Genomic DNA, 13821 nt, shown 5'->3' on the forward strand with positions numbered 1-13821 from the left:
GCTGCATTCGGAGCCGACGGGCGAGGTGCGCATGAGTCTGTCACTGCGCTTCGCCGCCGGATCGCACAAAGGCATGATCCGGGAGGGCAACGAGGACTCCGGTTACGCCGGTCCGCGCCTGCTCGCCATCGCCGACGGCATGGGCGGCCAGGCGGCCGGCGAGGTCGCCTCCTCCGAGGTGATCTCCACGCTGGTCACGCTCGACGACGACGTGCCCGGCTCCGACATCCTCACCTCCCTCGGCGTCGCCGTGCAGCGCGCCAACGACCAGCTGCGCGCCATGGTGGAGGAGGATCCCCAGCTCGAAGGCATGGGGACGACCCTCACCGCGCTGCTGTGGACCGGGCAGCGGCTCGGCCTCGTGCACGTCGGCGACTCCCGCGCGTATCTGCTCCGTGACGGAGTGCTCACCCAGATCACCCAGGACCACACCTGGGTGCAGCGGCTGGTCGACGAGGGCCGGATCACCGAGGAAGAGGCCACCACCCACCCGCAGCGCTCCCTGCTGATGCGCGCGCTGGGCAGCGGCGACCACGTCGAGCCCGACCTGTCGATCCGCGAGGTCCGGGCCGGCGACCGCTATCTGATCTGCTCCGACGGCCTGTCCGGCGTCGTCTCCCACCAGACGATGGAGGAGACCCTCGCCAGCTACCAGGGCCCCCAGGAGACCGTGCAGGAGCTGATCCAGCTCGCTCTGCGCGGCGGCGGCCCCGACAACATCACGGTGATCGTCGCCGACGTCCTCGACCTGGACACCGGTGACACGCTCGCCGGGCAGCTGTCCGACACCCCGGTCGTGGTCGGCGCCGTCGCCGAGAACCAGCACCACCTGCACGACAACGGGATCATGCAGACCCCGGCCGGCCGCGCCTCCCACCTCGGCCGGCAGGGCCGCGGACAGGGCGGCGGCGAGTTCGGCCCGCCCGGCTCCGGCGACACCACCGGTTTCGTCCCCACGGGCAGCTTCGGCGACTACACCGACGAGGACTTCGTCAAGCCGCGCAAGAGCCGCAAGTGGCTGAAGCGGTCGCTCTACGGCGGCCTCGCCCTCGCCGTGCTCGGCGGCGGCCTCTACGGCGGCTACCGCTGGACGCAGACGCAGTACTACGTCGGCGCGAGCGGCGAGCACGTGGCGCTGTACCGGGGCATCAGCCAGGACCTGGCGTGGGTGTCCCTGTCGAAGGTGGAGAAGGACCACCCCGAGATCGAACTCAAGTACCTGCCGGCCTACCAGCAGAAGCAGGTCAAGAACACGATCACGGCGGGCGGTCTGCAGCAGGCCGAGACGAAGATCGACGCACTGGCCGTCCAGGCCTCCGCGTGCCGGAAGCAGGCGGAGCGCCAGGCCGCCGAGAACGACAGGGCCGCGACCGACAAGAACGCCAAGACGAGCCTCGGCGAGACCAAGGGCACCACGGGAACCACGGGAACCACCCGGACCTCTCTTACGTCCAAGGCGTCACCGAGCCCGAACCCGTCGGCGTCCTCCTCGACGTCCCCGAAGTCCACGCCCCCGTCCGCGACCGCCACTCCCAGCCCTGGCCCGAGCCTCTCCGAGGCTGAGAAGCAGGTCGTCGATCAGTGCGGCAAGCAGTGAGCAAGCCGTGAGAGGCCCCGTCACACGATGAGCAGTACTACGAATTCGCCGACGCACCATACGTCCACGATCGGCGCCATCGGCGCGCCGAGCCGCCGCAACACCGAGCTGGCCCTGCTGGTCTTCGCCGTGGCCATCCCGGTGTTCGCCTACGCCAACGTGGGCCTGGCCCTCGACGGCCAGGTGCCCGCGGGGCTGCTGGCGTACGGTCTGGGCCTCGGCCTGCTGGCCGGCATCGCCCATCTCGTCGTACGGAAGTTCGCCCCGTACGCCGACCCGCTGCTGCTGCCGCTGGCCACCCTGCTCAACGGGCTCGGCCTGGTCGCGATCTGGCGCCTGGACCAGTCCAAGCTGCTGCAGTCGCTGCCCACCTTCGTCACGGCCGCGCCCCGCCAGCTGCTGTACACCGCGCTGGGCATCGCCCTGTTCGTCGTCGTGCTGATCTTCCTGAAGGACCACCGCGTCCTTCAGCGCTACACGTACATCTCGATGTTCTGCGCCCTGATCCTGCTCGTCCTGCCGCTGGTGCCGGGCCTCGGCGCCGACGTCTTCGGCGCCAAGATCTGGATCAGGGTCCCCGGCATGGGCACGCTGCAGCCCGGTGAGTTCGCGAAGATCGTCCTCGCCGTCTTCTTCGCCGGTTACCTGATGGTCAAGCGGGACGCGCTGGCCCTCGCCAGCCGCCGCTTCATGGGCCTCTACCTGCCGCGCGGCCGCGACCTCGGCCCCATCCTGGTCGTCTGGGCGATCTCGATCCTCATCCTCGTCTTCGAGACCGACCTCGGTACCTCCCTGCTGTTCTTCGGCATGTTCGTGATCATGCTGTACGTCGCCACCGAGCGGACCAGCTGGATCGTCTTCGGTCTGCTGATGTCCGCGGTCGGCGCCGTCGGCGTGGCGAGCTTCGAACCGCACATCCAGACGCGTGTGCAGGCGTGGCTCGACCCGATGAAGGAGTTCAACCTCAGCCGCGCCGGGGTCCACGACGGCACACTCCACTCCGAGCAGGCCATGCAGGCCCTGTGGGCCTTCGGCTCCGGCGGCACCCTCGGCACCGGCTGGGGCCAGGGCCACTCCGAGCTGATCCGGTTCGCCGCGAACTCCGACTTCATCCTCGCCACCTTCGGCGAGGAGCTGGGCCTGGCCGGCCTGATGGCGATCCTGCTGATCTACGGGCTGATCGTGGAGCGCGGCGTGCGCACCGCCCTCGCCGCCCGCGACCCGTTCGGCAAGCTGCTCGCCGTCGGCCTGTCCGGCGCCTTCGCCCTCCAGGTGTTCGTCGTCGCCGGCGGTGTGATGGGTCTCATCCCGCTGACCGGTATGACCATGCCGTTCCTCGCGTACGGCGGTTCCTCCGTGCTGGCCAACTGGGCGCTCATCGGCATCCTGATCCGCATCAGCGACACCGCCCGCCGGCCCGCTCCCAGCCCCGCCGCCAACCCCGACGCCGAGATGACCCAGGTGGTGCGGCCCGGCGGCACCGGCCCCAGCGCGGGGTGACCGTGACCACTCCGCGACGATCCCTGTCCCGTGCCGACGGGACAGGACCGGCCCCTAGACTGTGGGCCGCCGAGGACGAGCGCCAGCACCCGCGACACCGAGAGACCGAAGCAACAGGCGCCCCTGTTGGTTTGTGGAAAGGCCGGACGTGAACAAGCCCCTGCGTCGCATCGCGATCTTCTGCGGACTGCTCGTCCTGGCGCTGCTGATCCGCGACAACTGGCTCCAGTACGTCCAGGCCGACAAGCTGCGCACCGACCCGGCCAACCGCCGCGTCGCCATCGAGCGGTACGCCTACCCGCGCGGCGACATCGTCGTCGACGGCGACCCGATAACGGGCTCGGTCGAGACCAAGGCCGGCGACTACAAGTACAAGCGCACCTACAAGAACGGGCCCATGTGGGCCCCGGTCACCGGCTACTCCTCGCAGGCCTTCGACGGCAACTTCCTGGAGAAGATCGACGACGGCATCCTCACCGGCAACGACGACCGGCTCTTCTTCCGCAACACCCTCGACATGATCACGGGCAAGCCCAAGCAGGGCGGCAACGTGGTCACCACGCTCAACTCGGCCGCGCAGAAGGCCGCCTTCGACGGCCTCAAGCGGCAGGGCGGCAAGGGCGCCGTGGTCGCCCTGGAGCCCTCCACGGGCAAGATCCTGGCGCTGGCCTCCTACCCGTCGTACGACCCCTCGAGCTTCGCCGGCGACCGCAACAGCGACTCCGCGGCCTGGAACAAGCTCCAGAAGAAGAACGACCCGTCCGACCCGATGCTGAACCGGGCGCTGCGCGAGACCTACCCGCCGGGCTCCACCTTCAAGGTGGTCACCGCCGCGGCCGCTCTGGAGAACGGCAAGTACACCTCGGCCGACCAGAAGACCGACTCGCCGCTGCCGTGGGTCATGCCGGGCACCCGGACCGAGCTGAAGAACGAGGGCAGCATCCCCTGCAAGAACGCGACCATGCGGGTCGCGCTGCGGTACTCCTGCAACACCGTCTTCGGCAAGATCGGCGCCGACCTCGGCAACGACAAGATGCTGGAAGAGGCCAAGAAGTTCGGCTTCGACGCGGAGCAGTTCACCCCGGTCCGTGCCAACGCCTCGGTGTTCTCCGACAACATGAACGAGTCGCAGACCGCGCTGTCCTCCATCGGCCAGTACAACACCGCCGCCACCCCGCTGCAGATGGCCATGGTCGCCTCCGCCGTCGCCAACGACGGCAAGCTGATGAAGCCGTACATGGTCGACGAACTGCAGTCCTCCAACCTCGACCCGGTCGAGAAGACCGAGCCGAAGGAGCTGAGCCGCCCGCTGACGCCGGCGAACGCGCAGATCCTGCAGTCGATGATGGAGACGGTCGTCAAGGAGGGCACCGGCACGAACGCGCGGATCAACGGCGTCATCGTCGGCGGCAAGACCGGTACCGCCCAGCACGGCGTGGAGAACAGCGAGAACCCCTACGCGTGGTTCATCTCCTACGCCAAGCTCCCCGACAACAGCAAGCCGGTCGCCGTGGCCGTGGTGATCGAGGACGACAACGCCAACCGTGACGACATCTCCGGCGGCGGCCTGGCTGCGCCGATCGCCAAGAGCGTCATGGAGGCGGTCATCAACGCCAAGAAGTGACCCCGCTCACGTCCCCTTCACATCGGTGCACGTTGCGATACCGGTCCTGTATCGGATAACGGGCTTGGCCAGGTCACACAGAACGAGCCGGGTACGGTAGGCCCGGACGGCAGCCTCGACCGCACACGAACGTGCGGCCGGGACCGACGGAGAGGGCTGGTAGGTAGCTATGGAAGAGCCGCGTCGCCTCGGCGGCCGGTACGAGCTGGGCCAGGTGCTCGGCCGTGGTGGCATGGCCGAGGTCTATCTCGCGCATGACACCAGGCTCGGCCGCACCGTGGCGGTGAAGACGCTGCGCGCGGACCTCGCGCGCGACCCGTCCTTCCAGGCCAGGTTCCGCCGGGAGGCCCAGTCGGCCGCCTCGCTCAACCACCCCGCGATCGTCGCGGTCTACGACACGGGCGAGGACTACATCGACGGGGTCTCGATCCCGTACATCGTGATGGAGTACGTCGACGGCTCCACACTCCGTGAGCTTCTTCACAGCGGCCGCAAGCTGCTGCCGGAGCGCGCCATGGAGATGACCGTCGGCATCCTTCAGGGTCTCGAGTACGCCCACCGCAACGGCATCGTGCACCGGGACATCAAGCCGGCCAACGTCATGCTGACGCGCAACGGCCAGGTCAAGGTCATGGACTTCGGCATCGCCCGCGCCATGGGCGACTCCGGCATGACCATGACCCAGACCGCGGCCGTGATCGGCACCGCCCAGTACCTCTCTCCGGAGCAGGCGAAGGGCGAGCAGGTCGACGCCCGCTCGGACCTGTACTCGACGGGCTGCCTCCTCTACGAGCTGCTGACGGTCCGCCCGCCCTTCGTCGGCGACTCCCCGGTGGCCGTGGCCTACCAGCACGTCCGGGAAGAGCCCCAGGCGCCGTCCGTCTTCGACCCCGAGATCACGCCCGAGATGGACGCCATCGTCCTGAAGGCACTGGTCAAGGACCCGAACTATCGCTACCAGTCGGCCGACGAGATGCGCGCCGACATCGAGGCCTGCCTCGACGGCCAGCCGGTCGCCGCCACCGCCGCGCTGGGCGCGGTCGGCTACGGCGGCTACCCCGACGACCAGCCGACGACGGCCCTGCGCCAGGAGCCGGGCGCGGCGGCGACGACGATGCTGCCTCCGATGAGCCCCGACGACAGCGGCTACGGCTACGACGAGCGCCCCGACCGGCGCCGTCAGCAGAAGAAGAACAACACCTCCACGATCCTTCTCGTCGTCGCGGGCATCCTGGTCCTGGTCGGCGCGATCCTGATCGGCAAGTGGGCGTTCAGCGGCGACAACAACGCCGACAAGCCCTTCCCGGCCCCGAACTTCATCGGCAACACGTATGCCGACGCCCAGAAGATGGCCGAGAACTCACATCTGAAGCTGGCGGACCCCACCTACGAGTCCTGCGAGAACCAGCCGAAGAACAAGGTCTGCGACCAGGACCCGAAGCCGGGCACGGACGTCAAGAAGGACCAGACGATCAGCCTGGTGATCTCCAAGGGCGCCCCGAAGGTCGCGGTACCGAACGTCCTCAACCAGACCTTCGACGCCGCCAAGACGCTGCTGGAAAGCAACAAGTACCAGTTCAACGTCCTCAAGAAGGAAGAGGTCTCGACCCAGCCGGCGGGCACCGTCATCAAGCAGTCCCTGGAGCTCGGCAAGGAAGTCCAGAAGGGCAGCACGATCACCCTCACGGTCGCCAAGGCCGAGGAACTGGTCACCATCCCCGACACCATCGTCGGCCAGTCCTGCAACGACGCCAAGGCCGCGCTCCAGCAGCTGGGCCTGGTGCCGACCTGCAACCCCGACAACGGGGACGGGAAGGTCACCGGGTCCAACCCGCCGGTGAACACGCAGGTCAAGAAGAACACGCCCGTCACGCTCACCGTCGAGGCCGGCGACGACCAGGGCGACCAGCAGGTGCAGGTTCCGCAGGTCCAGGGCCGCTCGCTCAAGGACGCGAGGAAGCTGCTCGAGGACGCGGGCCTGCAGGTCGCCGTCCAGGGCGTCCAGGACGACAACGCCACCGTCTTCAACTCGAACCCGCCCCAGGGCACCACCGTCAACAAGGGCTTCACGGTCACCTTGTTCACTATTGGCGGGGGCGGCAACGGCAACGGCAACAACGGCGGCACACTCTTCGGCGGCGTCGGAGGCTGAGGCCCCCGCGCGGCCCGCATGAAGCGAGCCCCATGAGTGAGCCCCTGCCGGGACATCCCGGCAGGGGCTCACTTCTTCAGCCCATACGGGCGACGGGCGGGCAGCCCGGTCCGGCCGCTGGTCAGGACCAGTCGGTGCAGGAGTTGAGCTTGCTGTTGCCCTCGAAGCGCGCCACCTCGACACCCGTCGCCACAATGCCGTACGGGCTCTGAGCGGTGGTGGGGACCGTGAGGGTGTCGCCCTTGCCCGTGGTGAGGGAGTGCCACGGCCACGTCATGGTGGCAGTGCTCCCCACCGGCTTGCTGAGGAAGCGGACCCGTACGTGGTGCCCATCGGCGTACGTATCCGTAACGGACAGCGCAATCTTGAACTCGCCGTACATCCACTGGTCCCCCGAGGGCCAGGTCGCCCCCATGCTGCCGCTCGCCCCGGTCGTCGAGCAACTGGCGGTGGTCGACGTCGCCGCCGTCGCCGCGGATGCCTGACCGGTGAACGTGATCATGGCCAGGGCCCCGGCACCGCAGACGGTGGCTATGCGCGAACGCGTTCTCATGCTGTTTTTCTCCCTGTTGGTTGCCGGTGGCCCAACCTTGCCCAGATGAGACCTTCCGGTGATCAAAGATGATCACCTAGATACTTGGCGGCAACAAACCCATATCGCACAGCTGACCGATATTCGGTCATTTCACTTAGGCGTGTACATGCCTATTTCAACCAGATAATCCTCCGCGGCTTAATCCGGAGGAATCGTGAAGAAGCCTGGCCGTAAGGCCATGGAAGTCATCCACCATCTGCACACCACCGGACTCGCGGATTCGACGTCCGCGCTGGTGGGGGCGATATGAGGACCGTGCACCGGTACGCACGGATGCGGGATACCGGCCACCCGGTCACTGGCCCCGGTGGGCTGGCCGAAAATGATCACGTCCGGGCGCCAGAGTTACTGTTGTACCTCGGTCAGCGCAGTTCCTTCGGCGGAGTCCGCTTGCTGTCGACGTTGTCGACGCGGACCAGTTCGCCCCAGACCACGTAGCGGTAGCGGGACGTGTACACCGGGGTGCAGGTCGTCAGGGTGATGTAGTGGCCCGGCTTGTCGCGGCCGGCCTCCTCGGGGATCTGGGAGAGGACCTTGACGTTGTACTTCGAGGTCTCCGGGAGGATCGAGAAGACCTTGTAGACGTACCAGTGGTCCCTGGTCTCGAAGACGATCGGGTCGCCTTCCTCCAGCTTGTCGATGTTGTGGAACTTCGCGCCGTGGCCGTCGCGGTGGGCGGCGAGGGTGAAGTTGCCCTTCTTGCCGGTCATGGGGAGGGCCGCCTTGACCGGGTCGGTGTAGTAGCCGGCCACGCCGTCGTTGAGGACGTCCGTGCCCGTGCCCTTCTCGACCAGGACCGCGCCGTTCTTCATGGCCGGGACGTGCAGGAAGCCGATGCCGTCCTTGGTGTCGAGCGCGCCGGGGCCGGCGTCGGTGGCGTGCGCCCAGTGGTCGCGGACCTTGTCGGCCTGCCGGTCCGCCTTGCGGTCCGCTATCACGTTGGTCCACCACAGGGAGTAGACGACGAACAGGCCGAGCACCAGGCCCGCCGTGATGAGGAGTTCACCGAGGAAGCTGACCGCGAGGGCGATCCGGCCGGGCCGGCGACGGCCCGGGGCGGGCGGCGCCGCACCGGACGCGTCCGTGTGGTCTTCGGTGTCGTCGGCGGTCGCTGCCACAGTTCCTCGGTTCCTCGGTGCCTACTCGATGAGCGCGTCCGGCTTGCCCTTGCTGCGCGGGCGTTCCTCGACCATCTTGCCCCAGACGATCAGCCGGTACTTGCTGGTGAACTCCGGCGTACAGGTGGTGAGTGTGATGTAGCGGCCCGGCTTGGTGAAGCCGGAGCCCCGCGGAATCGGGTTCAGCACACTGGTGTTGGACGGCGGGGTCACCGGGAGCGTCGACGTCACCTTGTACACGAAGTACGTGTCCTGGGTCTCGACCACGACCGGGTCGCCCGGAGTGAGCTTGTTGATGTAACGGAAGGGTTCACCATGCGTGTTGCGGTGCGCGGCCAGCCCGAAGTTGCCCGTCTTGGCGTCCGGCATCGCCGTCTTCAGATCGCCCTCGCCGTAGTGCCCGACCATGCCCTTGTCGAGCACCTTCTTGTTGCTGACGCCCTCCGCGATCGGTGCCACCACGTCCAGCTTGGGGATGTGCAGGATGGCGAAGCCCTGCCCCGGCTCGAACACACCGGGCGCCCGTTTGCCGCTCTCCCAGTCGTGCTGGAGGTTGCTGGTCTCCCGGCCGGCCTGCGCGTGCGCGCGCACGTTCGTCCACCACAGCTGGTAGGTGACGAACAGCAGCATCAGCACGCCGGTGGTGATGAACACCTCGCCGATCGCCCGGCTCGCGAGGACCGCCGGGCTCGGCCTGCGCAGCCGCGCCTGGCGCCGGGCCTCCACCCGGGACAGGGGCCGCCCCGCCCTGGCACCGGCTCCAGGAGGCGTCGCGGGTTCCCGGCCGCCTCCGCCGTGGCGGCCACCTCCCCGCTTGGCGGCCCTTCTGCGGGCCGCACGGCCACCGAGTGGGCCGGCTGTGGCCGATGAGGCGGAAGAGGCCCCAGAGGCGCCCAGGAGGCCGTTCTCCGGCCCCTGCGAAGGGCCGGGGATCCGCAGCGCCATCGTCTCCTCGTCGACGGCGGCCCGGGTCGCCCCCGGCGGTCCGTCGTACGGCCCGCCGTACCGCTGGGCGTACGGGTCCCCGTACGGTTCGCCGTACCGCGCGCCGTACTGGCCGCCGCCGTACTGGCCGTCATACGCCGACGGCGCGGCCGCCTGCCCGTCCAGGGAAGGCAGCTGCGCCGTCGGATGATCACCCGCGCCCGCGAGCGAGGCATGCCCGTAGGACTCGTACGGCACCTCGCCGTACAAGTCCTCGCGCTCGGGGCGCAGCGCGGTCACGCCGTGGCCCTGCCCACCACCGGGGCGAGCCCCGCCGACCTCGCCACGGCATCCTTGTCGCCGCACTCCACCAGCCAGTTGGCCAGCATCCGGTGCCCGTGCTCGGTCAGCACCGACTCGGGGTGGAACTGCACACCCTCGACCGGGAGTTCACGGTGGCGCAGCCCCATGATGATCCCGTCCTCGGTGCGGGCCGTGACCACCAACTCGTCCGGCACGGTGGCCGGTTCGGCGGCCAGGGAGTGGTACCGGGTCGCCGTGAAGGGCGAGGGGAGCCCCGCGAAGACGCCCTTGCCCTCGTGCGTGACGAGGGAGGTCTTGCCGTGCAGCAGCTCGGGCGCCCGGTCGACCACACCGCCGTACGCCACCTGCATCGACTGCATGCCGAGGCACACCCCGAACACCGGGACGCCGGTCGCGGCGCAGTGGCGGACCATGTCCACGCAGACGCCCGCCTCCTCCGGCGTACCCGGGCCGGGCGACAGGAGCACCCCGTCGAAGCCGTCCTGCGCATGGGCCGTCGACACCTCGTCGTTGCGCAGCACCTCGCACTCGGCACCCAGTTGGTACAGGTACTGGACGAGGTTGAAGACGAAGCTGTCGTAGTTGTCGACGACGAGAATCCGTGCAGTACTCACTGGTTGTCCACCGTCACATCGTTGAAGGGCAGCAGTGGTTCGGCCCACGGGAACACGTACTGGAAGAGGACGTAGACCACAGCCAGGACGAGTACGAATGAGATCAGTGCCTTCACCCACGCGTTCCCCGGCAGATGCCGCCAGATCCAGCCGTACATGCCGTCCCTTCCGTTCATCCACGGCACCTGACTCACGCCGTACCCGCACCAGACTAACGGCGCAGCGCCTCCGGTTGGCCTGACTCCACAGGCTGTGTGGCGTCCAGGTGCGCCCAGACGATCAGCCGGTGGCTGTGCCCCCACTCCGGATCGCACGTGGTCAGCGTCAGATACCGGCCCGGACGGGTGTACCCCGACTTACGTGGCACAGGGTCGATCACCTCAACGTCCGCCGGAACGGTTTTGTAGGGCCCTTTGTCGATCCGATACGTGAACCAGGTCGTACCGTCCGTGAGCACCACCGCGTCGCCCGGCCGCAGCCGCGGGAAGTCCTTGAAGGGGTCGCCGTAGGTGCGCCGGTGGCCAGCGACCGCGAAGTTGCCCTCCTGGCCGAGGCGGGCGGTCCCGGCGTAGTGGGCGAGGCCCTTCTGCAGGACGTCGGTGCCGGTGCCCTCCAGCACCGGCTTGTTCCACGTGGAACCGAGCCGCGGGATGTACATGATCGCGAAGGGCCTGCCGTAGTGGTACGGCTCCGGCCGCGTCGCGGTGATCGTCTGCTCGCCGGGGGCGGTGGTCGTCGGCCGGACGCTCCCCTGCGACCACTGCCGGTGCAGTTCGTCGATCTGGTCGCTCATGGCGCCGTCGGCGCGCACGCCGGTCCAGAACAGCACGTAGACGACGAAGAGCACGATCAGCGTGCCGACGGTGATGCACAGTTCGCTGACGGTCCTGACGATCACGCGCACCGGCGGCTCCTGACCGGGGGATCCAGACGTCCTAGTCGACTGGCTTCGCGTAGTGCAGATCCACTGTGCCCGAGTAACCGGGGAGAGTCACCGTTCCGTCGTCGGTGACTTTCCAGCCGAGGCCGTAGACGTTGACGTACACCATGTAGGTCTGGATCGCCTTGCTCGCCGCGAGCGCCTGCTTCAGCCGGTCCGGGTCGCCGACCGCGGTGATCTTGTACGGGGGCGAGTAGACGCGGCCCTGGAGGATCAGGGTGTTGCCGACGCAGCGGACCGCGCTGGTGGAGATCAGCCGCTGGTCCATGACCTTGATGCCCTTGGCGCCGCCCTGCCACAGCGCGTTCACCACGGCCTGCAGGTCCTGCTGGTGGATGACCAGGTAGTCGGGCTGCGGCTCGGGGTAGCCGGGGAGCTTGGCCGTGGCGTTCGGCGGGGCGTCGTTGAGGGTGACGGTCACGGCGTCGCCGGTGACCTGCTGGGTGCCCGCGCTCTTCTCCAGGCCGCGGATCCGCTCGTCCTGCTCCTTGGAGCTGCCGTCGTCGCTCTCGGCGAGCGCGTCGACACCGTCACGCAGCGTGCCGTTGGACTCGTCCAGCTCCTTGTTCTTGCGGCTGCGCTCCTGGATCAGGTCGGACAGCTTCAGCAGGGAGCCGTCCTGGCGGATGTCGGTGCCCTTGGCCGTGTTGAAGCTGGTGAAGAAGATGAGCCCGGCGAGGGCGAAGACGGCCACGGTCAGGATGCGCACCGGCGGGAAACGCAGGCCGCGCGCGGGACCGGAACCCGTTGATCCCGTCCCGGGGGAGTCGGCAGAATTGCTCAACGTACCCTTATCTCCTTCGGCGCCGCGGAAGCACTACGCTAACGGACGCCCGGGGGAGCGCTGAGTGTGCCCTTACTGTCCGCTTGTACCCTGCCCCGAGCCCGACCCAGTTACCTGCGCGGCCACGCAGCGCATCGACAGGAGAGACCCTCGTGCCGAAGTCACGTATCCGCAAGAAGGCCGACTACACGCCGCCGCCCGCGAAGCAGGCGCAGGCCCTCAAGCTCAGCAATCGCGCCTGGGTCGCCCCGGTCATGCTGGCCATGTTCCTCATCGGCCTGGCCTGGATCGTCGTCTTCTACGTGACCGACGGCTCCCTGCCGATCGACAGCCTGGACAACTGGAACATCGTGGTCGGCTTCGGCTTCATCGCCGCCGGCTTCGGTGTCTCCACGCAGTGGAAGTGACGCGACCGCGCGGGCTCTGCCCAGGGCCTCGTCGCTGAGTTATCCACAGGCCTGAGCTCCGTCCACACCCTCCCTGGGGAAAAGACTACGATCTGTGGATAACTCATCGGCCGTTGACGCCGGTGTGACTGCCCTACCGGCCTCGAACACCTCAGCGCCCCCTGTCTGACCTGCGGAAACTCATCCGAGCGACAGGGGGCACAGCTGTGCCCGCACTCTGTGCACAAGATTCGGCACAGACTGTGGACAACGGTTCGGTATCAGGTGAGCTGAGCGGTCCTGACCAGCGTGAGGACCACCACCACGGCGAGCACGAGGGCGCAGGCGCCGTACTGGATCAGCGTCCGCCGCTCGCGCGGGGCATGGACCATGGCGTACCCGACGGCGACACCGGCGACGAGACCGCCGATGTGGGCCTCCCAGGCGATGTGCGGCACCCCGAAGGTGATGATCAGGTTGACCACCAGCAGCGCGATGACCGGCCGCATGTCGTAGTTCAGCCGGCGCATCAGGACGGCGGTCGCGCCGAAGAGGCCGAAGATCGCGCCGGAGGCGCCCAGCGAGGGCTGGTTGGGCGCGGCGAGCAGATAGGTGAGCGCGGCGCCGGACAGGCCGGAGACGCAGTAGAGCGCGAGATAGCGTGCGCGGCCGAGGACGGCTTCCAGGGGGCCGCCGATCCACCACAGGCTGAGCATGTTGAACAGGATGTGGACGTACCCGCCGTGCAGGAACATCGAGGTCAGCAGGCGGTAGTACTGGCCCTCGGCGACGCCCTGCAACCCGGTGAGGTGGGGGCTGTAGGCATGTCCGATCAGCGAGAAGCGGTCGGTGAAGCTGTCGCCCACGGCCAGCTGCGCCAGGAAGAGGGCGAGGTTGATGCCGATCAGCAGCTTGGTGACCAGCCGGGGATCCGCCGTGCTGGTGCCGCCGGCGATCGTGCGGGGCCGTGACGCGGCCGGGGCATGGCCCGTGCCGGAGCCGCCGCGGACGCAGTCCGGGCACTGGAAGCCGACCGAGGCGCTGACCATGCACTCGGGGCAGATGGGGCGCTCGCAGCGGGTGCAGCGCACGCCGGTCTCGCGGTCCGGGTGCCGGTAGCACACGGGCAGGCTCCGGGCGTCGTCCTGCGCGCTGCCTGCGGCCTGCTCCATGAGATCCCCTTGTCCGTCGTGGGATGTCCCCCCGGCATTGACCCCGCCCCGCTCATCCTTACGGACGAGCGGGGCATTTGGTTCCCTACGG

General features: G+C 68.5%; 13 protein-coding genes. 5 read left to right on the forward strand and 8 right to left on the reverse strand.

Going from position 1 to position 13821, the window contains the following annotated elements; translation table 11 throughout:
* Positions 1 to 31 precede the first annotated feature (31 nt).
* From ABZ865_RS17495 to pknB, 4 genes are all read left to right on the forward strand, one after another.
* Entirely contained in the window at positions 32 to 1597 is a 1566-nt protein-coding gene (locus tag ABZ865_RS17495; protein WP_361230784.1) for a Stp1/IreP family PP2C-type Ser/Thr phosphatase, read from the forward strand.
* 27 nt (positions 1598 to 1624) lie between these two features.
* Complete coding sequence (locus ABZ865_RS17500; protein ID WP_361230786.1) at positions 1625 to 3097, forward strand: FtsW/RodA/SpoVE family cell cycle protein; 1473 nt, start codon at positions 1625 to 1627, stop codon at positions 3095 to 3097.
* A gap of 148 nt (positions 3098 to 3245) precedes the next feature.
* Positions 3246 to 4721 carry a penicillin-binding protein 2 gene (locus ABZ865_RS17505; protein ID WP_361230788.1) on the forward strand — a complete coding sequence of 492 codons (1476 nt, stop codon included), beginning with the start codon at positions 3246 to 3248 and terminating at the stop codon, positions 4719 to 4721.
* Positions 4722 to 4890: 169 nt separating this feature from the next.
* Positions 4891 to 6873 carry a Stk1 family PASTA domain-containing Ser/Thr kinase gene (pknB, locus tag ABZ865_RS17510; protein ID WP_361230790.1) on the forward strand — a complete coding sequence of 661 codons (1983 nt, stop codon included), beginning with the start codon at positions 4891 to 4893 and terminating at the stop codon, positions 6871 to 6873.
* A 121-nt stretch (positions 6874 to 6994) separates the two neighbouring features.
* Here the strand turns inward: pknB and ABZ865_RS17515 are convergent, their stop codons facing one another.
* From ABZ865_RS17515 to ABZ865_RS17545, 7 genes are all read right to left on the reverse strand, one after another.
* Positions 6995 to 7150, reverse strand: a complete 156-nt coding sequence (locus ABZ865_RS17515) for a hypothetical protein (protein ID WP_361230792.1) — start codon at positions 7148 to 7150, stop codon at positions 6995 to 6997.
* Positions 7151 to 7830: 680 nt separating this feature from the next.
* Positions 7831 to 8586 (reverse strand): class E sortase, encoded by a 756-nt coding sequence (locus ABZ865_RS17520; RefSeq protein WP_361230794.1) that lies wholly within the window; start codon positions 8584 to 8586, stop codon positions 7831 to 7833.
* 21 nt (positions 8587 to 8607) lie between these two features.
* Entirely contained in the window at positions 8608 to 9810 is a 1203-nt protein-coding gene (locus ABZ865_RS17525; protein ID WP_361230797.1) for a class E sortase, read from the reverse strand.
* Positions 9807 to 10448 carry an aminodeoxychorismate/anthranilate synthase component II gene (locus tag ABZ865_RS17530; protein WP_361230799.1) on the reverse strand — a complete coding sequence of 214 codons (642 nt, stop codon included), beginning with the start codon at positions 10446 to 10448 and terminating at the stop codon, positions 9807 to 9809. The genes ABZ865_RS17525 and ABZ865_RS17530 overlap by 4 nt, the downstream gene beginning before the upstream one ends.
* Complete coding sequence (locus tag ABZ865_RS17535) at positions 10445 to 10624, reverse strand: hypothetical protein (RefSeq protein WP_361230801.1); 180 nt, start codon at positions 10622 to 10624, stop codon at positions 10445 to 10447. The genes ABZ865_RS17530 and ABZ865_RS17535 overlap by 4 nt, the downstream gene beginning before the upstream one ends.
* A gap of 35 nt (positions 10625 to 10659) precedes the next feature.
* Positions 10660 to 11352, reverse strand: coding sequence for a class E sortase (locus ABZ865_RS17540; protein WP_361230803.1), 693 nt, complete (start codon positions 11350 to 11352; stop codon positions 10660 to 10662).
* Positions 11353 to 11383: 31 nt separating this feature from the next.
* Positions 11384 to 12172, reverse strand: a complete 789-nt coding sequence (locus tag ABZ865_RS17545; protein WP_361230805.1) for a DUF881 domain-containing protein — start codon at positions 12170 to 12172, stop codon at positions 11384 to 11386.
* Positions 12173 to 12324: 152 nt separating this feature from the next.
* Here ABZ865_RS17545 and crgA point away from each other — a divergent pair, with 152 nt between their 5' ends.
* On the forward strand, positions 12325 to 12579 hold the full coding sequence (crgA, locus tag ABZ865_RS17550) for a cell division protein CrgA (protein WP_100827213.1): 255 nt from the start codon (positions 12325 to 12327) through the stop codon (positions 12577 to 12579).
* Positions 12580 to 12839: 260 nt separating this feature from the next.
* Here the strand turns inward: crgA and ABZ865_RS17555 are convergent, their stop codons facing one another.
* Positions 12840 to 13730, reverse strand: coding sequence for a rhomboid family intramembrane serine protease (locus ABZ865_RS17555; RefSeq protein WP_361230808.1), 891 nt, complete (start codon positions 13728 to 13730; stop codon positions 12840 to 12842).
* Between the last annotated feature and the right edge of the window lie 91 nt (positions 13731 to 13821).

It is taken from the genome of Streptomyces sp. NPDC047085 (genome assembly GCF_040643735.1).
In the GTDB taxonomy this organism is placed as follows: domain Bacteria; phylum Actinomycetota; class Actinomycetes; order Streptomycetales; family Streptomycetaceae; genus Streptomyces.

What these genes read in the sequence shown, in the direction of transcription:
- ABZ865_RS17495 (WP_361230784.1), top strand. Translation starts at nt 32, where the DNA reads ATGAGTCTGTCACTGCGCTTCGCCGCCGGATCGCACAAAGGCATGATC.
- ABZ865_RS17500 (WP_361230786.1), top strand. Translation starts at nt 1,625, where the DNA reads ATGAGCAGTACTACGAATTCGCCGACGCACCATACGTCCACGATCGGC.
- pknB (WP_361230790.1), top strand. Translation starts at nt 4,891, where the DNA reads ATGGAAGAGCCGCGTCGCCTCGGCGGCCGGTACGAGCTGGGCCAGGTG.
- ABZ865_RS17515 (WP_361230792.1), bottom strand. Translation starts at nt 7,150, where the DNA reads ATGACGTGGCCGTGGCACTCCCTCACCACGGGCAAGGGCGACACCCTC.
- ABZ865_RS17535 (WP_361230801.1), bottom strand. Translation starts at nt 10,624, where the DNA reads ATGAACGGAAGGGACGGCATGTACGGCTGGATCTGGCGGCATCTGCCG.
- ABZ865_RS17555 (WP_361230808.1), bottom strand. Translation starts at nt 13,730, where the DNA reads ATGGAGCAGGCCGCAGGCAGCGCGCAGGACGACGCCCGGAGCCTGCCC.